Source organism: Naumannella huperziae, from assembly GCF_054073625.1.
This window is the reverse complement of record NZ_JBSXPH010000001.1, coordinates 3,202,448-3,228,563: the sequence shown is the minus strand read 5'-3', so window position 1 is coordinate 3,228,563 and position 26,116 is coordinate 3,202,448. Positions and strand designations below refer to the sequence as shown.

General features: G+C 69.8%; 23 protein-coding genes. 17 read left to right on the top strand and 6 right to left on the bottom strand.

From position 1 onward, the window contains the following. The first annotated feature begins 179 nt into the window (after positions 1 to 179). From nrdH to ACXDC7_RS15360, 6 genes are read left to right on the top strand one after another with little or no spacing between them, the layout of a single operon-like run. Positions 180 to 431, top strand: a complete 252-nt coding sequence (nrdH, locus tag ACXDC7_RS15385) for a glutaredoxin-like protein NrdH (RefSeq protein ID WP_179445609.1) — start codon at positions 180 to 182, stop codon at positions 429 to 431. Between the two features lie 32 nt (positions 432 to 463). Then, positions 464 to 934: a class Ib ribonucleoside-diphosphate reductase assembly flavoprotein NrdI gene (gene nrdI / locus ACXDC7_RS15380; RefSeq protein WP_179445610.1), complete on the top strand. Its 471-nt coding sequence runs from the start codon at positions 464 to 466 to the stop codon at positions 932 to 934. After that, entirely contained in the window at positions 910 to 3,180 is a 2,271-nt protein-coding gene (nrdE, locus tag ACXDC7_RS15375) for a class 1b ribonucleoside-diphosphate reductase subunit alpha (protein WP_459222655.1), read from the top strand. The genes nrdI and nrdE overlap by 25 nt, the downstream gene beginning before the upstream one ends. Positions 3,181 to 3,193: 13 nt before the next feature. Continuing rightward, a complete protein-coding gene (nrdF, locus tag ACXDC7_RS15370) occupies positions 3,194 to 4,192 on the top strand; it encodes a class 1b ribonucleoside-diphosphate reductase subunit beta (RefSeq protein WP_179445611.1) in 999 nt (332 codons plus the stop codon). Positions 4,193 to 4,244: 52 nt separating this feature from the next. Next, positions 4,245 to 4,838 carry a putative glycolipid-binding domain-containing protein gene (locus ACXDC7_RS15365; RefSeq protein WP_459222654.1) on the top strand — a complete coding sequence of 198 codons (594 nt, stop codon included), beginning with the start codon at positions 4,245 to 4,247 and terminating at the stop codon, positions 4,836 to 4,838. Positions 4,839 to 4,895: 57 nt separating this feature from the next. Further along, positions 4,896 to 5,582, top strand: coding sequence for an AIM24 family protein (locus ACXDC7_RS15360; RefSeq protein ID WP_179445613.1), 687 nt, complete (start codon positions 4,896 to 4,898; stop codon positions 5,580 to 5,582). 76 nt (positions 5,583 to 5,658) lie between these two features. Here the strand turns inward: ACXDC7_RS15360 and ACXDC7_RS15355 are convergent, their stop codons facing one another. From ACXDC7_RS15355 to ACXDC7_RS15345, 3 genes are all read right to left on the bottom strand, one after another. Continuing rightward, positions 5,659 to 6,693, bottom strand: a complete 1,035-nt coding sequence (locus ACXDC7_RS15355; protein WP_459222653.1) for a DUF2330 domain-containing protein — start codon at positions 6,691 to 6,693, stop codon at positions 5,659 to 5,661. A 25-nt stretch (positions 6,694 to 6,718) separates the two neighbouring features. Continuing rightward, positions 6,719 to 8,248, bottom strand: a complete 1,530-nt coding sequence (locus ACXDC7_RS15350) for an MFS transporter (RefSeq protein WP_179445615.1) — start codon at positions 8,246 to 8,248, stop codon at positions 6,719 to 6,721. Between the two features lie 73 nt (positions 8,249 to 8,321). Continuing rightward, the gene (locus ACXDC7_RS15345; RefSeq protein ID WP_459222853.1) at positions 8,322 to 8,777 is read right to left on the bottom strand and encodes an Lrp/AsnC family transcriptional regulator; all 456 of its coding nucleotides are present in this window, start codon (positions 8,775 to 8,777) and stop codon (positions 8,322 to 8,324) included. A 158-nt stretch (positions 8,778 to 8,935) separates the two neighbouring features. Between ACXDC7_RS15345 and ACXDC7_RS15340 the strand changes: the two genes are divergently transcribed. Together ACXDC7_RS15340 and ACXDC7_RS15335 are read left to right on the top strand one after the other, a co-directional pair. Then, entirely contained in the window at positions 8,936 to 10,171 is a 1,236-nt protein-coding gene (locus ACXDC7_RS15340; RefSeq protein WP_459222652.1) for a trans-sulfuration enzyme family protein, read from the top strand. A gap of 33 nt (positions 10,172 to 10,204) precedes the next feature. Continuing rightward, positions 10,205 to 10,759 carry a TetR/AcrR family transcriptional regulator gene (locus ACXDC7_RS15335; protein ID WP_459222651.1) on the top strand — a complete coding sequence of 185 codons (555 nt, stop codon included), beginning with the start codon at positions 10,205 to 10,207 and terminating at the stop codon, positions 10,757 to 10,759. Here the strand turns inward: ACXDC7_RS15335 and ACXDC7_RS15330 are convergent. Both ACXDC7_RS15330 and ACXDC7_RS15325 read right to left on the bottom strand, forming a co-directional pair. Then, positions 10,735 to 11,481 carry a FadR/GntR family transcriptional regulator gene (locus ACXDC7_RS15330; protein ID WP_459222650.1) on the bottom strand — a complete coding sequence of 249 codons (747 nt, stop codon included), beginning with the start codon at positions 11,479 to 11,481 and terminating at the stop codon, positions 10,735 to 10,737. The genes ACXDC7_RS15335 and ACXDC7_RS15330 overlap by 25 nt on opposite strands. Continuing rightward, entirely contained in the window at positions 11,481 to 12,872 is a 1,392-nt protein-coding gene (locus ACXDC7_RS15325; protein ID WP_459222649.1) for an amidase, read from the bottom strand. The genes ACXDC7_RS15330 and ACXDC7_RS15325 overlap by 1 nt, the downstream gene beginning before the upstream one ends. A gap of 190 nt (positions 12,873 to 13,062) precedes the next feature. Between ACXDC7_RS15325 and ACXDC7_RS15320 the strand changes: the two genes are divergently transcribed. Genes ACXDC7_RS15320 through ACXDC7_RS15285 form a run of 8 tightly spaced genes read left to right on the top strand, consistent with a single transcriptional unit; the run spans position 13,063 to position 22,957 of the window. Further along, positions 13,063 to 14,601 (top strand): ABC transporter substrate-binding protein, encoded by a 1,539-nt coding sequence (locus ACXDC7_RS15320; RefSeq protein ID WP_179445621.1) that lies wholly within the window; start codon positions 13,063 to 13,065, stop codon positions 14,599 to 14,601. Between the two features lie 3 nt (positions 14,602 to 14,604). After that, a complete protein-coding gene (locus ACXDC7_RS15315) occupies positions 14,605 to 15,552 on the top strand; it encodes an ABC transporter permease (RefSeq protein ID WP_179445622.1) in 948 nt (315 codons plus the stop codon). Beyond that, positions 15,549 to 16,370: an ABC transporter permease gene (locus ACXDC7_RS15310; RefSeq protein ID WP_459222648.1), complete on the top strand. Its 822-nt coding sequence runs from the start codon at positions 15,549 to 15,551 to the stop codon at positions 16,368 to 16,370. Before ACXDC7_RS15315 ends, ACXDC7_RS15310 begins: the two co-directional genes overlap by 4 nt. Then, positions 16,367 to 17,164: an ABC transporter ATP-binding protein gene (locus ACXDC7_RS15305; protein ID WP_459222647.1), complete on the top strand. Its 798-nt coding sequence runs from the start codon at positions 16,367 to 16,369 to the stop codon at positions 17,162 to 17,164. The genes ACXDC7_RS15310 and ACXDC7_RS15305 overlap by 4 nt, the downstream gene beginning before the upstream one ends. Next, positions 17,161 to 17,997 (top strand): ATP-binding cassette domain-containing protein, encoded by an 837-nt coding sequence (locus tag ACXDC7_RS15300; protein ID WP_179445625.1) that lies wholly within the window; start codon positions 17,161 to 17,163, stop codon positions 17,995 to 17,997. The genes ACXDC7_RS15305 and ACXDC7_RS15300 overlap by 4 nt, the downstream gene beginning before the upstream one ends. Next, a complete protein-coding gene (locus ACXDC7_RS15295; RefSeq protein ID WP_459222646.1) occupies positions 17,994 to 19,454 on the top strand; it encodes an aldehyde dehydrogenase family protein in 1,461 nt (486 codons plus the stop codon). Before ACXDC7_RS15300 ends, ACXDC7_RS15295 begins: the two co-directional genes overlap by 4 nt. A gap of 31 nt (positions 19,455 to 19,485) precedes the next feature. Further along, a complete protein-coding gene (locus ACXDC7_RS15290) occupies positions 19,486 to 20,253 on the top strand; it encodes an SDR family NAD(P)-dependent oxidoreductase (protein ID WP_179445627.1) in 768 nt (255 codons plus the stop codon). A gap of 58 nt (positions 20,254 to 20,311) precedes the next feature. Next, on the top strand, positions 20,312 to 22,957 hold the full coding sequence (locus ACXDC7_RS15285; RefSeq protein ID WP_459222645.1) for a glutamate--cysteine ligase: 2,646 nt from the start codon (positions 20,312 to 20,314) through the stop codon (positions 22,955 to 22,957). A 5-nt stretch (positions 22,958 to 22,962) separates the two neighbouring features. Here the strand turns inward: ACXDC7_RS15285 and ACXDC7_RS15280 are convergent, their stop codons facing one another. After that, positions 22,963 to 24,087, bottom strand: a complete 1,125-nt coding sequence (locus ACXDC7_RS15280; protein WP_179445628.1) for a hypothetical protein — start codon at positions 24,085 to 24,087, stop codon at positions 22,963 to 22,965. A 590-nt stretch (positions 24,088 to 24,677) separates the two neighbouring features. On the opposite strand from ACXDC7_RS15280, the gene ACXDC7_RS15275 reads away from it, so the two are divergent. Beyond that, entirely contained in the window at positions 24,678 to 26,012 is a 1,335-nt protein-coding gene (locus tag ACXDC7_RS15275) for a PIN domain-containing protein (RefSeq protein ID WP_459222644.1), read from the top strand. Positions 26,013 to 26,116: the final 104 nt, after the last annotated feature.

The following is a 26,116-nucleotide window of genomic DNA, read 5'->3' as shown; positions in this document are numbered from 1 at the left end:
GAAAAAGACACGCCGTCGTCTTCCCAAAATCACACCGGTGTAATACGCTTATCTAGCGGTCGAGGTGAGCGTCAGCCACTACATCTAGTGTTTGAGCACCCGGCGCACAACACAAGCACAACGAGGCCCGGAGGAGCAATCCGGCCCGTCATCCACCCCACTTCCGAGGAGCCCGACTCATGTCCGTGACGGTGTACACCAAGCCCGGTTGCGTGCAGTGCACGGCGACCTACCGCGCTCTCGACAAGGCCGGCATCGACTACGAGATCATCGATCTCACCACCGACGATGCGGCCCTGGCGCACAGCAAGGATCTGGGCTACTTCGCGGCGCCGATCGTGATCACCGCCACCGATCACTGGTCGGGTTTCCGGCCCGACAAGATCGCGGCGCTGGCCAAGGCCGATGCCGCGGCCAGCAACGTCGCCTGAGCGGCGCGGGCGAAACCGATCCGGGCGTACCGATGCCGAACGCGATGCTGGCCACCGCAGCGGACGCGGGCAACGCCGACGGATCTGATCTGCTCGACACGAACGAGCGGCTGATCTACTTCTCGTCCAGTTCGGGAAACACCCACCGCTTCGTCGAGAAGCTGGGGCTCCCGGCGACGAGGCTGCCCCTGGCCGGGCAACAGGTCAGGGCCGGGTCGCCGTTCGTGCTGGTGGTCCCGACCTACGGGGCCGACGGGAAGGGGCACGTGCCACCGAAGGTGGTGCGTTTCCTCAACGATCCGGCCAACCGGGCCAGGCTGACCGGAGTGATCGGGGCCGGCAATACCAACTTCCATGACACCTACGGCGTCGCCGCCGACATCATCGCGGCGAAGTGCGGGGTGCCCGTGTTGTACAAGTTCGAATTGATGGGGACCCCGGAGGACGTGACCCGGGTCCGGGAGGGACTGGAGGAACTGTGGAGACGACAGTCGAAGAGCTGACCGAGGGCGCCGCGCCCGGGCCCGAGACCGACGCCGGCAGCGGCGAGCCGGGGAGCGCGCCACAGCCGGCGCCCGAGCTCATCGCGTCCGATGTCGCCCCGGATGCCGACGACAAGGCGATCCCCGAGCGGTTCCGCGGGCTCGGCTATCACGAGCTGAATGCGATGCTGAACCTCTACGACGAGGCCGGCCGGATCCAGTTCGGCGCCGACCGGGAGGCCGCGCACCAGTACTTCCTGCAGCACGTCAACCCGAACACCGTCTTCTTCCACGACCTGGAGGAGAAGCTCGACCACCTGGTCAAGCACGGCTACTACGAGCGCGAGGTGCTCGACCAGTACAGCGGCGAGTTCATCAGCGGCCTGTGGAAGCGGGCGTACGCCAAGAAGTTCCGCTTCCCGACCTTCCTCGGCGCGTTCAAGTACTACACCTCCTACACGCTGAAGACCTTCGACGGGAAGCGCTACCTGGAGCGCTACGAGGACCGCGTGTGCATGGTCGCGCTGGCGCTCGCTCGGGGCGACGAGGCGCTGGCGGAGAACCTGGTCGACGAGATCCTCGGCGGCCGCTTCCAGCCGGCGACGCCGACCTTCCTCAACGCCGGCAAGAAGCAGCGCGGCGAGCTCGTCTCGTGCTTCCTGCTCCGCGTCGAGGACAACATGGAGTCCATCGGGCGGGCGATCAACTCGGCGCTGCAGTTGTCCAAGCGCGGCGGCGGTGTCGCGCTGTCGCTGACCAACATCCGCGAGTCCGGTGCGCCGATCAAGCAGATCGAGAACCAGTCCTCGGGCGTGATCCCGGTGATGAAGCTGCTGGAGGACTCCTTCTCCTATGCCAACCAGCTCGGCGCGCGCCAGGGCGCCGGCGCGGTGTACCTGAACGCGCACCACCCCGACATCTACCGCTTCCTCGACACCAAGCGGGAGAACGCCGACGAGAAGATCCGGATCAAGACGCTGTCGCTCGGCGTGGTGATCCCCGACATCACCTTCGAGCTGGCGAAGAAGAACGAGGACATGTACCTCTTCTCGCCCTATGACGTCGAGCGCGTCTACGGCGTACCGTTCACCGAGATCTCGGTGACCGAGAAGTACTACGAGATGGTCGATGACTCGCGGATCCGCAAGACCAAGATCAACGCGCGGGAGTTCTTCCAGACGATCGCGGAGATCCAGTTCGAGTCGGGCTATCCCTACATCATGTTCGAGGACACGGTGAACCGGGCGAACCCGATCGACGGCCGGATCACGATGTCGAACCTGTGCAGCGAGATCCTCCAGGTCTCCACGCCGAGCCGCTACGACGATGATCTTTCCTATGCCGAGATCGGCAAGGACATCTCCTGCAACCTGGGTTCGCTGAACATCGCCTCGGCAATGGATTCCCCGGACTTCGGGCAGACGGTCGAGACGGCGATCCGCGGCCTGACCGCGGTCTCGGACATGAGCCACATCGACTCGGTGCCGAGTGTGGCGTACGGCAACTCGAAGAGCCACGCGATCGGGCTCGGGCAGATGAACCTGCACGGCTACCTGGCCCGCGAGCGGATCCACTACGGCTCGGCCGAGGGTGTGGACTTCACCGACATCTACTTCATGACGGTGCTCTTCCACTGCCTGCGCGCGTCGAACAAGATCGCCCGGGAGCGGGGCGAGACCTTCGACGGATTCGAGCGCAGCAAGTACGCCAGCGGCGAGTTCTTCGACTCCTACACGGATGCGCCGTGGCAGCCGAAGACCGAGAAGGTCAAGGAGCTGTTCGCGACCGCCGGCGTGGCCATCCCGAGCCAGGCCGACTGGGCGCAGCTCAAGGCCGACGTGATGGAGCACGGGATCTACAACCAGAACCTGCAGGCCGTGCCGCCGACCGGGTCGATCTCCTACATCAACAACTCGACGTCGTCGATCCACCCGGTCGCGGCCAAGATCGAGATCCGCAAGGAGGGCAAGATCGGGCGGGTCTACTACCCGGCACCGTTCCTGACCAACGACAACCTGGAGTACTACGCCGACGCGTACGAGATCGGTTACGAGAAGATCATCGACACGTACGCCGCCGCGACCCAGCACGTCGACCAGGGCCTGTCCTGCACGCTGTTCTTCACCGACGAGGTGACGACCCGCGACATCAACAAGGCCCAGATCTATGCGTGGAAGAAGGGCATCAAGACGCTCTACTACATCCGGCTGCGACAGCTCGCGCTGTCGGGCACCGAGGTCGAGGGCTGCGTCTCGTGCATGCTGTGAAGGAGAACTGATCATGACGACAACGGGCGAGGGCACGGCGACGCCGGCGGTGAAGCTGGTCGACCACGTGCAGGCGATCAACTGGAACCGGATCGCCGACGACAAGGACGTCGAGGTCTGGAACCGGTTGGTGAACAACTTCTGGCTGCCGGAGAAGGTGCCGGTGTCCAACGACGTGCAGTCGTGGGGGACGCTGACCAAGGAGGAGCAGCAGCTCACCATGCGGGTCTTCACCGGCCTGACGCTGTTGGACACCATCCAGGGCACGGTCGGCGCGGTCAGCCTGATCCCGGATGCGCTGACCCCGCACGAGGAGGCGGTGCTGACCAACATCGCGTTCATGGAGTCGGTGCATGCGAAGTCGTACTCGTCGATCTTCTCGACCCTGTGCTCGACCCGGGAGATCGACGAGGCGTTTCGCTGGTCGGTGGAGAACGAGCACCTGCAGCGCAAGGCCGAGATCGTCATGGGCTACTACCAGGGCGATGACCCGCTGAAGAAGAAGGTCGCCTCGACGCTGCTCGAGTCGTTCCTGTTCTACTCGGGGTTCTACCTGCCGATGCACTGGTCGAGCCGGGCCAAGCTGACCAACACCGCGGACATGATCAGGTTGATCATCCGCGACGAGGCGGTGCACGGCTACTACATCGGCTACAAGTACCAGCGCGGCCTGGAGACCCAGACCCCGGAGCGGCGCGAGGAGCTGAAGACCTACACCTTCGACCTGCTCTTCGATCTCTACGACAACGAGGTGGCCTACACCCACGCGCTCTACGACGGCGTCGGGCTGAGCGAGGACGTGAAGAAGTTCCTGCACTACAACGCCAACAAGGCGCTGATGAACCTCGGCTACGAGGCGATGTTCCCGGCGACGGTGACCGACGTGTCGCCGGCGATCCTGTCCGCGCTGTCGCCGAATGCGGATGAGAATCACGACTTCTTCTCGGGGTCCGGCTCGTCGTACGTGATCGGCAAGGCCGTCAACACCACCGACGAGGACTGGGACTTCTGACCGCAGCCACGCCGGCTGCGGGGTTGTGCGGCGACACTGCGAGGATGGGCCCATGCGACGATCATTCGCCTGGCTCGGGGAGGATGATCCGGAACGCCTCGACACGGCCCATGCGTCGGTCGACGGTGCGACGCTGACCGCGCACGGCACCCAGCGCACGAACGTCTGGGCGCTCGCCTGGGCGCTGGAGTGCGGCGAGGGCTGGATCACCCGACGGATGCGCGTGAGCGCGCTCGGCGATGGCTGGGCACGGACGCTCGACCTGCGCCGCGACGACGACGGCGGCTGGACGAGCGCGGTCACGACTGACGGCGAGGCCGATCTGCCGCCGCCCGGGCTCGATCACCCGGCCGGGCTGGACGGCGCGCTGGACTGCGATCTCGGGCTGTGTCCGCTGACCAACGTGATGCCGATCCGCCGCCTCGGTCTGCTGGACGGCACCGTCGAGGAACAGGTGCTGACGATGGCCTGGATCGAGGTCCCGTCGCTGCGCGTCATCTCGTCGACCCAGCGCTACGCCAGCGCCGGCCCGGGCCGGGTGCGCTATGAGAGCGAGCTGCGGGACTTCCGTGCGGAGTTGACCGTCGACGCCGACGGGTTCGTGATCAACTACCCGGGACTGGCGCGCCGCGTCGACCCGCGCTGACCCACGCATCTGCTGGGATGGGCCTCGCGTACCGGCCAAAATCCCAGGAGGACTTGCATGCGCAGCAATCTGTTCGACGCCTCGAACGCCGAACGTCAGACCAACGAACGCTGGGCCCTGCAGTCGCAGAAGATGCTGCGCTGCGCCCTCACGCCGCAGGCACCGGAGATCGTCTCCGCGGCCGGGGCGATGGTTGCCTACCAGGGCCAGCTGGACTTCTCCTACCAGGGCTCGGGCGGCGGGATGAAGCTGCTGAAGAAGATGGCCACCGGCGAGGGGGCCAACATGATGCGCGCCAGCGGCCACGGCGAGGTCTTCTACGCCCGCCAGGCCCACGACATCTTCCTGGTCCAGCTCGAGGGCGAGGCGCTCACGCTGAACACCAAGAACATGCTGGCCTTCGACTCCAGCATCGACTGGGACATCAAGTCGCTCGGCGGGGCGGGCTTCATGGCCGGCGGGCTGTTCAACCTGTTGTTGCAGGGCCACGGCATGGTCGCGGTGACCTCCGACGGTCCGCCGATGCTGCTCGACTGTTCGCAGCAGCCGACCTATGTCGACCCGCAGGCGGCCGTCTGCTGGTCGGCGAATCTCGCGCCGCAGATCAAGAACGACTTCAAGATGGGCTCGCTGATCGGCCGCGGCTCGGGCGAGACCTTCCAGCTCGCCTTCCACGGCCCGGGCTTCGTGGTGGTGCAGCCCTCGGAGGGCGTGCCCGTCGTCGGCGGGACCGGCGGCCGCTGACGGGTCTGTCCCGACGTTTGCGTCAGATCTGACGCAAACGTCGGGACAACCCGGGCGCCCCGGGGGGTGTGAGCAGTCAGCCAGCCGCTCGGCGGCGCCGCAGGCCAACCCCGACCGCGACGGCGATCGCGGCGATGATCAGGATCGCCGCCCCGCCCGCCAGGGTCCAGCCGCTGCGATCGACGGTCCGGTGGATCACCCCACGCAGCGGCTGGTCGCCGACCGCGCTGTCGGCGAAGGCGACGTCGCTGGTGATCTCCCGCGGATCGAGCACGTCGTCGAAGCGGGTCAGGAAGCCCGCCCCCGGCTGCGCGAACGCCGCCGCCGCCGGGGCCGCTCCAGCATCGAACGGGCCGGCGAAGCTGACCGGCAGGCTCGCGGCGCCGACGGTCGCGTCGAGGCGATGGGGGGCGAAGGCGTACAGCCGAAACGGCAGCCGGTCCTCCGAGGTCGCCGAGAGCAGCATCGGATACACCGGCTCGCTGGTCGCGAACTCTGCGACCAGCGGCTGCAGGTTCCGCAGCTCGTCGGCCCCGCCGCCCGGCAGGCTCGCGCGGACGGCCAGCACGATCCAGCCGCGTTCCAGATAGCCGCCGAGCCCGTCGAGCACCTCGTCGCGGCTGCGGAACCCGTTGGCGCCGAGCCATTGCGCGACATCGTCCGGCGTGCCGCGCAGCTGCGCGGTGGCGTACTCGCCGATCCGCTCCTCGGCCAGCACCTGGACCGAGCCGCCGGCCGCTCCCGGGGCGCCGTCGCCGACGCCCGCGCCGCCGGGCAGCCAGTTCTCGGTCGTGATCACCTCCGGCGCGGTGGCGTCGTAGAGCTGGTCGAACATCGCCGGATCGGCCAGGGTCAGCGTCGCCTCGGCCGGCAGCGGCAGCAGGACGGCGAGGTCTGTGCTGTCGGTGCGCAGCCCGGTGCTGATCGCCATCCGCTCCCGGCTGCCGTCGAAGCTGATCGCGGCCTGCTCGCCGCTCAGCGAGAGATCGCGCTGCCGGCTCGGCTCGTAGGCGCCGCACGCGCACGCGTACGCCGGTGCGGCCACCACGCCGCCCATGATCGCGAGCAGCAGCGTGACGAGCAAAAGGAGCGGGCGGTGACGGCGGGCCATGGGAAGATTGCACCCCGCCTGGGGGTCAGCGAGCCTGTCGCAGCCCCCGCCAGGCGATCACCGCGGCGGCCAGCATCAGCGCGGCCCCCAGCGCCGTGGTCACCGTGACTCCGGACTCGAAGGCCGCACGCGCCGCATCGGCCAGTGCCGCGCCCCTCTCGCCGCCGATCCGCGCCGCCTCGTCCAGCGCGCCGCCGAGGGAACCCTGCGCCGCGTCCGCGGCGACGCCGTCCACACCGGCCGGCAGGTACAGGTGCGCTCGGTACGCCACGGTCACCACGCTGCCGAGCAGCGCCGTGCCGAGCACCGCGCCCACCTCGTATGCGGTCTCCGACACCGCCGACGCGGCGCCGGCCCGGTCGCGCGGGGCCGAGGAGATGATCAGGTCGTTGGACAGGGTCTCGGCCGCGCCGACGCCCAGCCCGAGCAGGGTGAACGCGGCCGCGAGCACGAGCGCCGACACCCCGGCGCCCGCGATCGCGATGCTCAGGTACGCCGATGCCGACAGCAACAGGGCGGCTGTGATCGCCACGCGTACCGGGATCCGGCGGACCGCGAAGACCACCCCGAACCCGGCGACGATCGAGGCCAGCGCGCCCGGCGCCAGGACGAGCGCGGCGTCCAGCGGGGAAAGCTGCAGCACGAGTTGCAGGTGCTGGGAGACCAGGAACAGGAAGCCGACCATCGCGATCATGCTCAACAGGTTCACCAGCACGGAGTAGCGAAAGGCAGGGATGCCGAACAGCGCGACGTCCAGCATCGGCTGGCGACCGGCGCTTGCCGCGAGCAGCCGTTGGCGGCGGACGAAGATCACACCGACGGCCGCGCCGAAGCCGGCGAGCAGCAACGGTTCGAGACCCGGGCCCTGCACCGCGAACTCCTTGATCGCCAGCACGGCCGGGCCCATCGCCAGGATGGACAGCGCGACGCTGAGCAGATCGGCACGGCCGGGGGCCGGATTGCGCGACTCCTTGATCAACAGGGGAGCCAGCGCCAGCAGCGGTACCAGGACGGGCACGGCGATCCAGAACACCGCGCCCCAGTCGAAGGCCGTGAGCAGCACGCCGCCGACGAGCGGGCCCAGTGCCGCGCCGGCGCCGAAGGTCGCCGTCCAGACGGCGATGGCCAACCGGCGCTCGGCGGGGACCGCGAAGGTCGAGCGGAGCAGGGCCAGCGTCGAGGGCATCAGCATCGCCCCGAAGATCGCCATCCCGGCCCGGCCGGCGATCAGCCACCCAGCACTCGGCGCGAAGGAGGTGAGGAAGGAGATCGCGGCGAACCCGGTGGCGCCGACCAGCAGCAGGCGGCGCCGGCCGATCCGGTCGCCGAGATTGCCCATCACCAGCAGCAGCGCCGCGAGCACCAGGGGATAGGCGTCCATCATCCACAGTTGCTGGGTGGCGCTGGGATGGAGGTCGGCGGCGATGGCCGGCAGGGCCAGGCCGAGCACGGTGTTGTCCACCGCGACGAGCAGCACGGGCAGCATCAGGACGGCGAGCGCGAGCCATTCGCGCAGGCCGGCGCGTTCGGAGCTGCCGATCAACTGGTTGGTCATGGTCACCCTCCTCCTGCGGGACGTGGATGACCGTAACTATACCGTCTAGACGGTTAAGTTTCCACGGGCGTGTTCACGCGAGACCGGGGCCGCGGACCGTGTCGAAGACCAGGCTGGTCTCGACCCGGGCGACGCCCGGACGGTGTGAGAGGTGATCGAGCACGAAGTCCCGCAACGCGTCGGGGGACTCGGTCGCGACGTGCACCAGGTAGTCGTAGGCGCCGGACAGGTGATAGCCGGCGATCACCCCGGGGAGCGCGGAGATCTCGCGCCGCCACTGCGCGAACTGGGTGCGTTGCTGGGCGTGGAAGCGGACGAAGACCATCGCAACCACCCCGAGCCCGAGCTGCTCCGGGGCGATCTCGGCGCGGACGCCGGTGATCACCCCGCGGCGGCGCAACGCGCGGATCCGGTTCAGGCAGGTCGACTCGGCCACGCCGGCTGCCCGGGCGAGCGTCTTGTTGGACCGTGCGGCGTCCTCGGCCAGCAGCCGGACCAGGGTGCGGTCGAGGTCGTCGAGGGGCTGCATCTCCTGCACGAGGTCCTCCCGGCGTACCGCTGTCTTCGAGGAATCGAGTGACAGACGGACAATCTGCGAAATCTTGTGTCATCAGTGTCGCACTCTCGCGGGCATCTGTGCAGGATCGCGTCAGATCGACGAGCAAAGGAGCAGCGGAGATGACCGGCATGAGCGCAGATACCCGGGCCGTACACGCGGGACGCCGCGACCTGGGCGGTCCGGCGACGCGCTGGGCCCACGTGCCGCCGATCGACCGGTCGAGCACCTCGGCGCTCCCGGGCGTGCTGGCGGGCGGCGACGCCTACGAGACGCTCGCCACGGGCGGGCGCCCCGGGCCGGCCGACTCCTTCGTCTACCAGCGGCTGTGGAACCCGACGGTCGCCCGGTTCGAGGACGCCTTCGCCGAGTTGGAGGGCGCGCCCGAGGCGGTCGCGTTCGGGTCCGGAATGGCCGCGGTGTCCGCGTTGCTGCTTGCCTGCGTGCAGGCCGGTACGCCGCACGTGGTGGCGGTCCGCCCGCTCTACGGCGGCACGGATCACCTGCTCGCGACCGGGTTGCTCGGCACCGAGGTGACCTGGGCGCGACCCGCCGAGGTGGCCGCCGCGATCACGCCCCGCACGGGCATCGTGCTCGCCGAGACGCCGGCGAACCCGACCCTGGATCTCGTCGACATCGCCGACCTGGTGCGGCAGGCGCGCGGCGTACCCGTGGTGATCGACAACACCTTCGCCACCCCGGTGCTGCAGAACCCGCTGGCGCACGGTGCAGCGATGGCCCTGCACTCCCTGACCAAGTTCGTCGGCGGACACGGCGACCTGGTCGGCGGCGCGATCGCCGCCGATGCCGCGTGGGCCCGGCGCCTGCGCGGGATCCGCGCGATCACCGGTGGCCTGCTGCATCCCGATGCGGCACATCTGGCCCAGCGCGGCCTGCAGACGCTGCCGCTGCGGGTGCGCGCCCAGTCCGAGCACGCGACCATGATCGCCAACTGGCTCGCCGCCCAGCCCGCCGTGGCTCGCGTGCACCATCCCGGCATCGACGATCCGCAGCGGATCTGCGAGCGGCAGATGAGCGCACCCGGTGCGGTGCTCGCGTTCAGCCTGCGGGGCGGGTACGCCGCGGCGGCCGCCGTCGCCGAGCGCTGCCGGCTGATCACTCATGCCGTCTCCCTGGGCGGGGTGGACAGCCTGATCCAGCACCCGGCGGCGCTGACCCACCGCCCGGTCGCCGCCGAGGCGCGCCCGCATGCCGGGCTGCTGCGGCTGTCGGTCGGCCTGGAGGAACCGGCGGACGTGATCGCCGATCTCGAGCAGGCCCTGGCCGGGGCCGCGTCGGCGGGGCAGGCCCCGGAGCCGGCCGCGCGCGAGAGCCGGTCAGCACCGGGCGCGGGCGTGCCGCGCTGAGTGCCCGCCGGCTTGCTGGGTACGCTGCAGCGCATGCCGCGACCGCCCGCCGCCCGTGACAAGGTGCTCGACGCCTTCGCCGCGATCGTCGCCGAGGCGGGCGAACAGGCGGCGACCATGGACGCCGTGGCGGCTCGGGCCGGCGTCTCCAAGGGCGGCCTGCTCTATCACTTCGGGTCGCGCGAGGCGCTCGTCGACGGCCTGCTCGACCGGCTCGCCGAGCTCGGTGGCGAGGACGTCGCGCTGATGCGGGAGGCACCCGAAGGGCCGGTGGACTACTACCTGCGCACCTCGGCGGAGTCCCCGAGCGATCTGAACGAGCTCTACATCGCCGCCAGCCGGCTGACCCAGACCGGCGCCGACCGTGCGCGGAAGGTGCTGAACGGCCTCGAGGACGGCTGGTACGCCGCACTGCTGGACGTCGTCGGCGACCCGGCGATGGCCCGCATCCTGTTGCTGATCGGCGATGGCCTGTACCTGAGGGCGATGCGCGGGCAGCAGGCCGAGGCGGTCGGCTCCTGGCGCGAGATCGAGCCCGAGGTGCGCCGCTGGCTCGGACCCGATCAGCCCAGCAGCGCCCGCAACTGATCGCGGGCCGACGCTGCGACATGGGGCGCGTAGTAGTCGTAGAGGTCGCGCCGGGCAATCGCCGCGCCGCCCTCGCCGTCGCCGGCCCGGACGGCGGCGAGCACGCCGCGGTGACGCTCGACCGACTCCCGCATCCGCGCGGTCGCGTCGCTCGCCCGGGCCAGCTCGTCGGCGATCAGTCCGAGCACCGCACTGCGTACCGATTGCAGGCACAACAGCACCAGCGTGTTCCCGGCGGCGCGGGTCAGCGCCTCGTGGAAGGCAAGGTCTGCCTCGCTGAACGGTCCGAAGCCCCGCTCGGCGGCGGACTCCATCTCGGTGACCAGCGCATCCAGCGTCGCCAGATCGTCGTCGGTACGCCGCTGCGCCGCGAGCGTCACGGCCGCGCCGTCCATGATCATCCGGAATCCCACCAGATCGGCGAGATCGAGTTCGGCGGAGCCGGCGAGCCGCTGGAGCTGCCGGCTCAGTGCCGCGGTGGAGAAGCCCAGCACCTCCGGCCCGCCCGGGTCGCCGGGTCGCGAGCGGACGACGCCGTTCGATTCCAGCACGCGCAGGGCCTCGCGCACCGTCGCCCGGGATGCGCCGAACTCGGCAACCAGTTGCCGCTCGCTCGGCAGTCGCTGCCCGGGGCGCAGCTCGCCGGCCCGAACCGCCTGCTCGATCTGCTCGACGATCCGTTCGTAGAGGCGGACGGGCTGGACCGGCGAGAAGGGCGCCATCACGACTCCCCGATCGGCCAGTGCGGTTCGGCGGTCGCCGGCCGGTGGTTCTCGAACCAGGTCAGCGCCGCCAGCACCGCCCGGTCGGCGAAGCGCTGCCCGGCGACCTGCAGCCCGATCGGCCGGCCGTCGGAGGTGAATCCGCAATTGATCGTCCCGGCGGGCTGACCGGACATGTTGTACGGCGCGGTGAAGCCGATATGGGCCATCCCGAGATCCTGATCACCGAACGGCATCGGCCACTCGGCGGGGAAGGCCGCGACCGGCGCCACCGGCGAGATGATCAGATCGAGCCCGTCGGTGGCGGCGATGGTGCGGGACTGGAGCTCGATGATCGCGTTGTAGCAGGCCATCAGCTCGAGACCGTCCACGCCCGCGCCGCCGGCCACCCAGCGCTGGATGAACGGCAGCGTCCGCTCCGCCCGCTCGGCCGGCAGCGCGCGTTGATCATGCAGCGAGCGAACCCGCCAGAACAGGTCGAGGCGGCGCAACAGCTCGGGAGTGAAGAACCCGGCCAGGTCGACCAACTCCGCGCCTCCCGCGGCGAAGATCGCGGCCGCCGCATCGGTCGCCGCCGCGACCTCGGCGTCGACGTCCATCCCAGCGCCGGCCGCCCGCTGGACCCCGACTCGCAGACCCGCCACGGACGGTGCGGGTGTCGGCTCCGTCACCGTCGGCAGCGCGGTCCAGTCGCGTCGGTCGGGCCCGGCGAGCACGCCGAGCAGCAGACCAAGATCATCGGCGGAGCGCCCCATCGGTCCCGCGGCCCGACCGAGATAGGGCGCATCCAGCGGGATCAGTCCGCCGGTCGGCTTCAGCGTGGCCAGGCCGAGCCAGGTGCCGGGCAGCCGGATCGAGCCGCCGATGTCGGTGCCGACATGCAGCGGGCCGAATCCCGCCGCCGCGGCGGCGCCCGCCCCGGAACTGGACCCGCCCGTGGTCCAGTCGGGGTTCCACGGGCTGCGGGTGATCCCGTGCAGGCTGGACACGCCCGAGGACAACATGCCCCAGTCCGGCATCACGGTCGAGCCGAGGATGATCGCCCCGGTGGCCGCCAGCCGCGCGGCGACGGGCGAGTCGCGCTCCGGCAGCACCGGCGCCACGGCGGCATTGCCCGCCGGCATGGGTACGCCGGCCCGGGCCAGGTTCTCCTTGATCGTGACCGGTACGCCGTCCAGCGGCCCGGCCGGTTCGCCCCGGGCCCAGCGCTTCGTGCTCTGCTCCGCCGCGGCCGCCGAGGCGGAGGCATCGCGTACCCAGAAGGCGTTCAGTACGGGTTCGCGGCGTTCGATCTCGGCCTGCACCGCGTCGTGGGCCTGCGTCGGGGTGAGGGCGCCCGTGGCGTAGCGGCGGAGCAACTCGGCCGCGCTCAGTCGTGCCGGGTTCGTCATCGACGTCTCCGCTCTGCCCTTCGGCGGGCATCTTGCCGGGCCCTTGACACCGCCCGATCCGAACAGCAGGGTAGCCCCACGGTCGGGCGAGTCAACTGGTCAGACCACTGAGACGGCGCCGGCGGGCGGCGGCTCGGACCGTACGCTGAGCGCGGGCGACGAGGCCCACGAATGCGAGGGAGGGCGGGCGATGGCTGGCCGGACTGACGGATGGGCGCGGGCTGCCGCGGGTGCGCTGGCGGTGCTGGCGCTGGTGATCATGAGCGCGTGCTCGGCCGGTGCCACCGGTGACGGCGGCGCACCGGGCGGGACCGACGGGCCGAACACCGATGCGCTCGCGGTCGGCCTGATCGCCGAGCCCGCCAACCTCGACTTCACCAGCACCGACGGGGCGGCCATCCCGCAGGTGTTGCTCTACAACGTCTACGAGACCTTGGTGAAGGTGGACAACGAGGGCCAGATCGTCCCGGCCCTGGCGAAGTCCTGGACGCTCAGCGAGGACCGGCGTACCTACACCTTCGAGCTGGTCGAGGGCGCGACCTTCAGCAACGGCAAGCCCTTCACCGCCGACGATGCCGCCTTCTCCATCGAGCGGGTCAAGTCGAACTGGTCGGTGTCGCTGAAGTCTGCGATGGATCGCGTGGCGAGCGCCGAGGCCGTCTCGCCGACCCAGTTGCGGGTCACCCTGCGCGAGCCGTCCAACGACTGGCTCTACCGGATGACCACCCGGATCGGCGCGATGATGACCCCCGACGGCGTCGGCGATCTTGCCAACGCCCCGGTCGGCACCGGCCCCTACACCTTCGGCGAGTGGCGCCGCGGCGATTCGATCACGCTGACCCGCAACGACGACTATTGGGGCAACCCGCCGGCCTTCGGCGAGGTCACCTTCCGCTACTTCAAGGACCCGAATGCGCTGAACAACGCGCTGTTGTCGAACACGATCAACGTGATCGGCACCGTGCAGGCGCCCGAGGCGCTGCGCCAGTTCGAGGGCGATCAGCGGTTCCAGATCATCGAGGGCACCACGAACGGCGAGGTGGTCTTGTCGTTCAACAACTCGACCGAGCCGATGAGCGATCAGCGGGTACGCCGGGCCGTCCGCTCGGCCATCGATCATCGGGCCCTGCTGGACACCTGTTGGGCGGGCCGCGGCACGCTGATCGGCTCGATGGTCCCGCCGACCGACCCCTGGTATGAGGACCTGACCGCGGTCGACCCCTACGACCCCGCCCGGGCGCGGCAATTGCTGGCCGAGTCCGGCAAGGCCGACGAGACGATCCGGCTACGGGTCCCGAACCTGCCCTACGCGGTCTCCTGCGGCCAGGTGGTGCAGAGCCAGCTCCAGCAGGCCGGCTTCACCGTCGAACTCGATCAGCTCGAGTTCCCGGCGCAGTGGCTGCAGACGGTGTTCAAGGACTCGGACTACGACATGTCGATCGTCGCGCACGTCGAGCCGCGCGACATCGGCACCGTCTTCGGCGACCCGGACTACTACACCCACTACGGCAAGCCCGAGTTCGTCGCGGCGCTGAAGGCCGCCGACACCGGCACCGAGGCCGAGCAGACCGAGAACATGAAGCGCGCGGCCCGGATGATCGCCGAGGATGCCGCCGCGGACTTCTTGTTCCTCTTCCCGAACCTGATGGTCGCCGATGCCGACATCACCGGGCTGCCGAAGAATGCGGTGTCCGAGTCCTTCGACCTGTCCGGCCTGGGCCGTAGCTGAACCATGGCGCTGCGGCTGCTGGCCCGGCTCGGGCTGCTGATCATCAGCCTGTTCGCGGCCTCCGTGCTGGTCTTCCTCTTCATGGCGGTGCTGCCGGGCGATCCGGCGCGGGTCGCGCTGGGGGTGAACAGCTCGGAGGAGGCGGTGGCCCGGCTGCGCACGGAGTTCGGGCTCGACCGTCCGCTGGTGGTGCAGTACGTCGACTGGGTCCGCGGGCTGCTCACCCTCGACCTCGGCGACTCCTGGATCGGCCGCACGCCGATCGCGCCGCTGATCGGTGACCGGCTGCAGGTCAGCGGTTGGCTGGTCGCCTGCGCGATGATCGTCGCGGTGCTGATCGCCGTGCCCTTCGGCTGCCTGATGGCGCTGCGCAACGGCCGGGTCTCGGGTCTGGTCCTGTCGGCGCTGTCCCAGGTCGGCATGGCGGTGCCCGCCTTCGCCGCGGGCATCGTCTTGGTGACGATCTTCGCGGTACGCCTGCGCTGGCTGCCGGCCGGCGGGTGGACGGTGCCGAGCGAGGACCCGGCGATGTTCGTCAAGCAGTTGATCATGCCGGTGCTCGCGCTTGCCCTGGTCCAGGCGGCCGTGCTGGCCCGCTATGTCCGCAGCGCGGTACTGGACGTGCTCGGCGAGGACTATCTGCGCACGGCCCGGGCCAAGGGATTGCGGCCGGTGCCGGCGCTGTTGCGGCACGGGCTGCGCAATGCCGCGATCCCGGTGGTCACCGTGCTCGGTCTGCAGTTGACCACGCTGCTGATCGGGGCCGTGGTGGTCGAGCGGGTCTTCGTGGTGCCGGGCATCGGCTCCCTGCTGCTGGACGCCGTCGCCAACCGCGACCTGATCGTCGTCCAGGACGTCGTGATGGTCCTGGTCGTCGCCGTGCTGGTGGTCAACTTCGTGGTCGACGCCCTGTACCTGGTGATCGACCCGCGGCTGCGGGCGGCGCGATGAGCGGCCCACGCAACCCGAGCCTGTGGGTGGGCGGGATCCTGGTTGCGCTGATCATCGCGGTGGCGCTGATCAGTTTCGTCTGGACCCCGTGGGACCCGACCCTGGTGAATGCGATCGACCGGCTGCAGGGTCCGTCGGCAGAGCATCTGCTGGGCACCGACGCGCTGGGACGCGATGTCTTCAGCCAGCTCATGGTCGGTGCCCGGACCACGCTGTGGGTGGGCGTGGTGGCCGTCGGGGTGGCGGCCGTGGTGGGCGTGCCGCTGGGCATCCTGGCCGCCATGCTGCCCGGCATCTTCGGTGTGCTGCTGGCGCGCGGGGTCGATCTGTTGCTGGCCTTCCCGGCCCTACTGCTGGCGATCATGTTCACCGCCGTCTACGGCGGAAGCACCGCCGTCGCGATGATCGCCATCGGCATCTCCACGGTGCCGATCTTCGCCCGGGTGATCCGGTCCGGCACCCTGCAGTTGCTGCACGCGGACTACATCACGGCGGCCCGGGCCGCCGGCCGCTCGCCGCTGTGGATCGCCGTGCGGCACATCCTGCCGGGCGTCGCCAGCCTGATCATCGTCCAGGCCTCCGTCTCGTTCGCGATCGCAATCCTCGCCGAGGCGGCGCTGTCCTTCCTCGGGTTCGGCACGCCGGCGCCCACGCCGTCCTGGGGCCGGATGCTGCAGGAGAGCCAGCAGTTGATCTACGCCGCACCCCTGCTGGTGATCATCCCCGGGATCGCGATTGCCCTTGCGGTGCTCGGCTTCAACCTGCTCGGCGACGGCCTGCGCGACCGCCTCGACCCACGACTGGCGGGTGTGCAATGAGCGTGCTCGAGGTCGAGGGCCTGACCGTCACCGCCGGCGCGAGGCGGCTGGTCGACGACGTCTCGTTCACCGTCGGCCGCGGCGAGCGCGTGGGGCTGATCGGCGAGTCGGGCTCGGGCAAGTCGCTGACCGCCCTCGCCGCGCTGGGCCTGCTCGCCGACGGGTTGCGGGCAGGTGGGCGGGTCGGGCTGGCGGGGTTCGAGGGCAATCTGGTCGAAGCCGGCGAACGCGCCCGCGCCCGGATCCGCGGGCGGCTGGCCAGCATGGTGTTCCAGGAGCCGATGACCGCGCTGAACCCGACGATGCGGATCGGGGACCAGGTGGCAGAGGTGATGATCATCCACCGCACCCGCCCGGACCGGGCGGCCGCCCGGCGCCGGGCCGTCGAGCTGCTCGCCGATGTCGGGCTACCCGATCCCGCCCAGGCGGCGCTGGCGTACCCCCACCAACTGTCGGGCGGCCAGCGACAGCGAGTGGTGATCGCCATCGCCCTCGCCAATGACCCGGAGCTCTTGATCGCCGACGAGCCCACCACCGCGCTCGATGTCACCGTGCAGGCCCGGGTGCTCGACCTGATCCGACGCGGCGTGGCCGAGCACGATGCGGCGCTGTTGTTGATCACCCATGACCTGGGGGTGGTGGCGACCGTCTGCGAGCGGGTACTGGTGATGACCGAGGGCCGGATCGTGGAGGCCGGGGCGGTCGGCGAGGTGCTCGCCCGGCCCCAACACGCCTACACGCGCAAACTGCTCGCCGCATCCCGGCTGGCCCCGCGGGCGGAGGTGGGCAGATGAGCCTCGTCGTCGCCCAGGGCGTGTCCCGGCGCTACCGACGCGCCCGCCGGTCGCTGTTCGGGCCGGCGCCGGTGGTCGACGCCCTGCGCGGGGTGGACTTCGAGGTCGCGGCGGGGGAACGCTTCGGGATCGTCGGCGAGTCGGGATCGGGCAAGTCGACCCTGCTGCGACTGCTGGCCGCGCTGGACCGACCGAGCGCCGGCCGGGTGATCATCGACGGTACGCCCGTCTCCGGCCTGCCCGAGCGCCGGCTCGGGTTCCTGCGCCGGCGGCTGCAACTCGTCTTCCAGGACCCGGCGGGCTCGCTGGACCCGCGGATGCGGATCGCCGACATCGTGGCCGAGCCGCTGATCGGCGCGACCCCCGCGCAACGACGCGCCCGCGTCGGCGAGCTGCTGGAACAGGTCGGCCTGCCGGCCGAGGCCGCCCGCCGCTTCCCACACCAGTTCTCCGGCGGGCAGCGGCAGCGGATCTCGATCGCCCGCGCGCTCGCCCCGCGACCGGACATCCTGCTGGCCGACGAGCCGGTCAGCGCGCTCGACGTCTCGGTGCGCGGGCAGGTGCTCGACCTGATCTCCGGGCTCGTCGACGACCTGGGGCTGACGCTCGTGCTGGTCTCGCACGATCTGTCGGTGGTCCGGCACGTCTGCGACCGGATGGCGGTGATGCGCGCGGGCGAGATCGTCGAGATCGGCCCGGTGGAACGCATCTGGGCCGATCCCGCGGCCGCCTACACCCGCCAGTTGATCACCGCGGTGCCCGATCTCGATCGCGCACTGGCGGGTGCCGGCACCGCCGACCTGCTTGCCGGCACGGACGGAGAGGAACCATGATCGAACAGCGCTGGCCCGACGGGCTTCCGATCGGCGAGGACTGGCAGCGCGTACCGGGTTCTGAAGAGGTGATCTTCCCGCACGACGGATCGGTGATCGGCACTGCGCCGGTGGGCGACCAGGCGGTCGCCGCGCAGGCCGTCGACCATGCCGCAGCCCTGGCCGACGTGGTCGGAGCCCTGCCGTCGCGGATCCGCCGCGGCGCGCTGCAGCGCGCGCTGGCCGAGCTGCGCGGGCAGCGCGCCGAGCTGGAGCAACTGCTGGTCGCCGAGACCGGCAAGCCGCTGATCGACTGCCGGGTGGAGGTCGACCGAGCCCTGCTCACCCTGGAGCTGTCCGCCGAGGAGGTGGCCCGGCTGCACGGCGAGACCGTGCCGCTGGATCTGCTGCCGAGCGGCGACGGTCTGATCGGCTTCTGGCAGCGCCGCCCGATCGGCGTCGTGGTGGGCATCGCCGGCTTCAACTATCCCTTCCTGCTGGCGATGCACAAGATCGCGCCGGCGCTCGCCGCGGGCTGTCCGGTGATCGTCAAGCCCGCGCCGCAGACGCCGCTCGCCACGCTGTGGCTGGTCGACGTGCTGCGCCGGGCGCTGGTCGCCGAGGGCGCGCCGGCCGGCGCCGTGCAGTTGGTCACCGGCGATGCGGCGGTGGGTCGCGCGCTGACGACGGACCCGCGGGTGGGCGCGGTCTCGTTCACCGGCTCGGCCGCGGTGGGGCACGCGATCGCCCGCGACGCCGCGCCGACCAAGGTGTTGTTGGAGCTGGGATCCAATGCGGCGCTGGTGGTCGCCGCCGATGCCGACCTGGCCGCGGCGGCCGATGCGGTGATCCGCGGCGGCTACTACGCCTCGGGTCAGGCGTGTATCAGCGTGCAGCGGGTGATCGTGGTCGAGGAGGTACGCGAGGCCTTCCTCGCCGAACTGGCCCCTCGGCTGGCGGAGGTGGTCGTCGGCGATCCGCGGGACCCGAAGACCCGGGTCGCCGCGCTGATCGACGAGCGGTCCACCCGGCGGGTGCGGGACTGGCTGGCCGCGGCGCAGGCCGCGGGCGGCGAGATCATCGCCGGCGGCCGACTGGTCGGTGGCGCCATCGAGCCGACGGTGCTGGTGGACCCGCCGGTGGTCACCGAGGCCTGGGCCGAGGAGATCTTCGGGCCGGTCGTCGCCGTCCGCTCGGTACCCGACCTGGCCGCCGCGATCGACCTGGTCAACGACTCGCGCTACGGGCTGCACGTCGCGATCTTCACCGCCAGCCTGGCCGCCGCCTTCGCCGCTGTGGAACGGATCGAGGCGGGCGGCGTGGTCGTCAACGAGGTGCCGGGATTTCGCTCCGACGTGATGCCCTACGGCGGCGTGAAGGACTCCGGCGCCGGCCGCGAGGGGCCGCGGTTCGCGATCGAGGAACTCACCGTGACCCGGATGGCGATCATCCGGCCGGACACCCGCGCCGGGGCCTGACAAGGCGGGGCCTGACCAGACGGAGATGATCATGGACTATGCGAACCTGTTCCGGCTCGATGGCCGGCGCGCGCTGGTGGTGGGTGCGGCGGGCGGGATCGGCGCCGAGTGCGCCGCGGGCCTGGCCGCCCAGGGTGCGGCGGTGATCTGTGCCGACCGCGACGAGGCGGCGCTGGCGACGACGGTACGCCGTCTCGGCGAGCCCGCGACGGCGTACCCGCTCGACGTGCTGGACCCGGCAGCCGTCGCGCGGGCGGCCGCCGAGCTGACCGTCGACGTTCTCGTCTTCACCCCGGCGACCAATGTCCGCAAGCGGATCGCCGACTACACCGCCGACGACTTCGAGCGCGTCGTGTCGCTGAATCTGCGCGCGTCGTTCGCGCTGGTGCGCGAGTTCGGCGGCGCGATGGCGGCGCGCGGCGGGGGCAGCATCATCGGCTTCTCCTCCATCCGGGCGGTGACCACCGAACCGGGCCAGGGCGTGTATGCGGCGACCAAGGCCGGGCTGGTGCAATTGCTGCGGACGGCGGCGGCCGAGTACGGGCCCGCCGGGGTGCGGGTGAACGCCGTCGCACCGGGCGTCGTGGAGACCCCACTCACCCGCCAGATCCGCGACGACGCCGACTGGGGCCGCGCGTACGCCGAGAAGTCCGCGCTCGGGCGCTGGGCCCGGCCCGACGAACTGGTCGGTGCGGTCGTCTTTCTCGCCGGCGACGCCGCGTCCTTCGTCACCGGCAGCCAGCTCTTCGTCGACGGCGGGTGGACCGCCATCGACGGGCGCTTCGAGCCGCCCGCCTGACGACCCGACCCCGCTGCCGGTAACCCGGGCGTAACGCGCCTGCCCCTAGGCTGGCGCAATGGTTGGGGAAATGGGCGGCGGGCACACGGGGGGTGGGCAAACGGGTGCGGGCGCGCGGAAGTTGGGGGTGGAGGAGGAGTTCCACCTGATCGATCTCGAGACGAGGCGGTTGACGTCGCGCGCCGGCGATCTGTTGGAGGCGCTGCCGGAGGACATCTATGTCGCCGAGATGCAGCGCTTCGTGATCGAATCGAATTCGGCGGTCTTCACCGACCTGGCCGAGTTGCGGGAGAACCTGCTGCACAACCGACGGCTGCTGACGAGTACCGCCGAACGCTTCGGCGTCGGGATCGCCGCCGCCGGCACGATGCCGCTGTCGATGCCCACCGATCTGCAGGTCACCGAGTCGCCGCGCTACCGGCGGATGCTCGCCGACTATCAACTGCTGGCGCGGGAGCAGTTGATCTGCGGCACCCAGGTGCACGTCGACGTCGCCGATCGCGACGAGGCCGTCCGGGTGGCGGTCCGACTGGTGCCATGGCTGCCGCTGCTGCTCGCGCTGAGTTGCTCGTCTCCCTTCTGGTCCGACGGCACCGACACCGGGTACGCCAGCGCGCGCACCCTGATCTGGCAGCGCTGGCCGACGACCGGGCCGGCGGCGCCCGTCGGCTCCGCCGCCGAGTACGACGAGTTGATCACCGAGCTGGTGGCGAGCGGCGTGATCACCGATCCCGGGATGGTCTATTTCGACGTCCGCCCGTCCTCGCACCTGGACACCCTGGAGCTGCGGATCTGCGACTCCTGCCCCTCGGTCGACACCATCGCGGCGATTGCCGGACTGTTCCGGGCGCTCGTGGATCGCGAGGTGGGTCGGATGGAGCGGGGCGAGCCGCCGACGCAGATGAGCGCGCCGATGGCGCGGGCCGCGCTCTGGCAGGCGGCACGCTCGGGCATGGAGGGCGAGCTGATCGACCCGGAGTCGCACCGGCCGCGACGCGCGACCGACGCGATCGAGGAGTTGACCGCGGGCCTGCGCCCGCAGCTCGAGGCCGCCGGGGACTGGGACACGGTGACCGATCTGGTGACCCGCGCGCTGCACATCGGCTCGTCCAGCTCGCGGCAGCGCCGCGTGCTGCGCCGGCGCGGGCTGCTCACCGATGTCGTCGACCTGGTGGTGGCCGAGACCGCCGGCCAGCCGTCCGCTGCTCCGCTACCGAGCGCCGGGTCGAGCCTGCTGCACGGCTACCAGCGGCTGGATCGCGAGGAGCTGCCCGAGGCGGGTCCGCCGGTGCACGACGAGGCCGTCGACGCAGCGGGGCGGCCGCGGCCGGCGTACCGGGAGATCCTGGCCGCCGTGGACCGGATCGGCCCGGTGACGCTGCGGCGCACGCAGTACGCGGTCGAACGCGAGCTCGGCCGCGGTGGCGTCACCTTCCGGGTGTCGGGCCAGGACCGGCCGCATGTCTTCCCGCTGGACCTGGTGCCGCGGCTGATCGACGCCGACACCTGGGCGCGGCTCGGCGACGGTCTCGGCCAGCGGGCCCGCGCGCTGAACGCCTTCCTGCGCGACATCTACGCGGGCCAGGAGATCATCGGTGATCAACTGATCCCGCCGGAGCTGTTGGACCGGGCGCCCGGATTCCGGTCGGTCGGCCGGATGCCGTCGTGGCAGCCGGTGCGCAACCACATCAGCGGGTTCGACCTGGTCAGCACCGGGCCGGGGGAATTCATGGTGCTGGAGGACAATCTGCGCGTCCCCTCCGGCATCGGGTACGCCCTGGCCAGCCGCGAGATGATGGGCGGGCTCGGGGCCGACATCCCGATGCCGGCCGGCGTCAGGCCCGTGGACGGCGTACCGGAGATGATCTTGGAAACGCTGGTCGCCGCCGCACCGCCGGCGGCGGGTGACGAGCCGCGGATCGCGATGCTCAGCTCCGGGTCGGCCGACTCCGCCTGGTTCGAGCACACCATGATCGCCGAACGGGCCGGGATCTCGTTGCTGGACACCGATGACCTGGTGGCGCGCGACGGTGTGCTGTATGCGCTGCGGCGCGGCCGCGAGGAGCGGATCGACGTGCTCTACGTGCGGATGGAGGAGGACATGTTGCTGTCCTCCCACGATGCCGAGGGCAACCGACTGCGCTCGGGCATCACGCGGGCGCTCGGCCGCGGGAACCTGGCCCTGGTCAATGCGCTCGGCAACGGGGTGGCCGACGACAAGGCGGTCTATGCCTTCGTGCCCGAGATGATCCGCTACTACCTGGGTGAGGAGCCGATCATCCCGCAGGTGCCGACCTGGCTGTGCGCCGAACGTGATCAGCGTGACTTCGTGGTGGCGAACCTTGATCAACTCGTGGTCAAGCCGATCGACGGCTACGGGGGCGCCGGGATCACCATCGGTCCGGCGGCGACCGAGGCGGAGCTGGAGGAGCGGCGCCGCGAGCTGGAATCCAATCCGGAGCGGTTCATCGCCCAGGAGGTGCTGCGGCTGTCGACGCACCCGACCTTCGACGGCAGCGGGCTGTTCCCGCACCACATGGATCTGCGGGCATTCGTGCACCTGCGCGCCGACGGGGAGGCCATCGACAGCCATCTGGTGCCGGCAGCGCTGACCCGGGTCGCGCCCGCCGGCAGCCTGATCGTCAACTCCTCCCGCGGGGGCGGCGGGAAGGACACCTGGGTGCTGGGCGGCGACCCGGCCTGAGCGGCTCAGGCGTCTCGGCGGTGATCATCGGGCCGTAGGTAGCTTTCGCGTACCTCCAGGCCGCGGCGTACCTCATCGAGCGCGGGGTCGACGAAAGTGGCGCGGTACTGCTTGTCGCTGCCGGCGATCGCTGCGAAGTTCAGCCCGGAGAACGCGGCGATCATCATCGAGACCTGGACCAGTTGCCGGTTGATCGGCAACAGCCCGGAGAGTCCGTCCAGCCGGTCGGGCGGGCGGCCCATCCATTGCGCCGCCGTCGCATCGGTGATCGTCAGCACCCCGAACGCGACGAAGAACACGAATACCAGCACCCCGAACCAGGTGAGCTGGATCAGCGTGACCAGCACGGCGACCAGCAGCAGGTTGAGCCGCTCGCGCGGGCGCAGCCGGCTGGTGCGGTGCCGCTGCCGTTGATCACGCAGCAGTTCGCCGACCTCGTCGCTCGCGTTGACCGCGGTCAGGACGACGGCCAGGCCGAGGAAGACCGCGACCGCGGCCCAGGTGCGACCGAAGCTGAGGGTGGCGACGATCTGCCAGATCTCGGCGTTGTAGAAGAAGAACAGCACCGCCACCATCAGCACCGGGAGCACGCGGGAGATCATCGGCCCGAGCGTCCAGAGCTCGTGTACCGCGCGATGACCCGCCCAGGTCAGCATCGTGCCGACTCCCCAGTAGGCCAGCAGCAGTACGCCGGCCGCGGCCAGCACGCGCAGCGGGAGATAGGGAAGGACCGGAAGCCCGATGATCAGCGGGCCGGCGAGCAGCACTCCGATTGCGACCAGGCCGAGTACCACGCGCGCCCGCCGGGGCAGCCGCCGCTCGACGAATGTGGTGAGCCAGGCGACGAAGGGCGAGGCCAGCAGCAGCCCGAGCGCGGCGAGCATCAGGCCGACCAGGGCCAGATCCTCAGGAGTCGTCCCCGGTTCCCAGGTCTCCGGGTCGGGCAGTTCGTCGCCGATCCGCTCCCCGAGATCGAGCCCGGTCAGCAGCGTCGCCAGACCGAGCATGACCGGCGCGGTGCGCTCGATCAGCGCCCGCCCGCGAATCGCCGGGGAGAGCACCAGCGGCAGGCCGCGAGAGCGCAGTTCGTCCTCCAGCCGGCGGCGCTCGGCGCGGGGTGGTACGGGCACGTGGCTACCTTGGCACAGTCTGATGATGCGATGGGGCAGGCCACGACGACCGGGGCCGGTCGCCGCTTGGCGGTCGTCGATCGCGGTGACGGCGGTCGAACCCTCGACGAGCAACAACGATCAGCGGGCCACTGCTCGGGCCGTTCCATGCCGATGTCCCGGACGCGTCCCCGCCAGCAGATCGCAATAGTGCGTCAGCGATCGTGGCGACCGCTGGATCGGAGCGAGTGTCGGCGACGGCCTATATCGCGAACCCTCGATATGCGAACCATGCGACGATGGCCAACACCGAGTCGGGCGACCCGACGCGTGGGCGTCTCGCGATCAGCCAGCCGTGAATACGATCGCTGTGCTCGCTAACGATCACCTTGACCAGCTTGTGCTTGGAGCGGAAACGGCAATGCCGCCGCAGGTTTCGAACCGGCGCATACGCGGGTGGCGATGAGCGCGCCAGTCGACCGCACCTTCTCAGCGTCAGCCGAGCGTCGGGGCGACCTCGGTCAGCACGTCCTGAATCACGTGGGGGTTGTTGTCCGGAGTCGTCGGATACTCCCTGTACCATTCAATGGAGACGCTGAAAGGACGACGCGATGCGGCAGACCTTCCGAGCCTATTATCCGCTCGATGGGCAAGAGATCGACAGCCTGTGGAACGACGGAGCGATCGTCCTCGATACGAATACCCTGCTGAACTTCTTCCGTTACACACGGAACACGCGCGATGAATTTTTGCATGTCCTCGAACAGCTTCGCGAGTCCCTTTGGCTTCCTTACCAAGTTGGCTTGGAATTCCAGCGTCGACGCCTCGATGTTATCAGCAACACTGGTGATGCGTTCTCAAGAGTCAAGGAATCAGTAGATGCCGCAAAGAACACGATTCAGAAGACCTTGAATGAATACAAGCACCACCCTTCGCTGAATAGAGGAGAATTGACGGACAGGCTAAATGACCTATTCATCACATTCACGACGATACTCGACACCCAAGCGCGCGCGCACGAAGAATGGATAAGTGGCGATGGCGATCCGGATAAAGTCTTCATTCGGATCAGCGACCTGTATGTCGCGCGTATCGGCGAACGCTTCAGTGATAAAGATCTGGAGGATATCGCGGACGACGGCAAGAAGCGGTACGAGAACAAGGTTCCGCCAGGCTACAAGGATGCAGGCAAGTCAAATGGCAATGAGTACGGTGACCTCATCATCTGGAAGGAGATCCTTCAATATGGAGCTGCCTCCAAGCGCCCCCTGATATTCGTGACCGACGATGCTAAAGAGGACTGGTGGCGCATCGATCGAGGGAAGACACAGGGAGGTCGTCCGGAACTAATTGACGAATATTGGGAAGCTTCGGGGCAGCGCATCCACTTCTACGAGCCGCTGCAGTTTCTAAAGTACGCTAAGGAGCGCACCCAGTCTCCTGTGAGCAACGAATCTCTCGATGAAGTAAAGGAGGTGTCTTCTGGCAATGAACGGCCGCTTCGCGTATTGCAGGAACGCTATGACGTGCTCGTTCGGCAGCAGCTACACATGGCGAACTCTGGCCGACGGCGACGGAGGGCGGACAGCGAGGGTCCAGCCCTGCTTACCCAACTTGATATAATCGCGCATGAGCAGTTGCGACTGGAGCGAGAACGTGAGCTGCTTATCTCCGAGCTGTACGTATCACCGCGAGCTGCCGATAGTGGGTCTGCCGAGGGGCTGGAACAGTTCAGCCGCTCGCGGCACGAAATGCAAGCAGGGCTGGCGGCGTTGGACGAGCGGTTAGAGTCCTTAGTGGAACGTAGGGCTGACCTCGAGCGGCGATTTCGTGATGCTGGCAATCAGGAGGAACGGTGGGAAAACGCGATGGAGCGACGTCGACGGTCGATCGAGAATGAGCTCCGCGAGGTGTCGACTGCAATCGAGGAACTGGAAGACAAATAGTTGTCGTCGCAACTAAGAGTCGGGAGATGTGGTTCTGATGGGCCATGTTAGTTGGGCTTTCAGAGCGCCGTCGGCATCCACGTGAGCCGCGTGCTCCCGCCGCG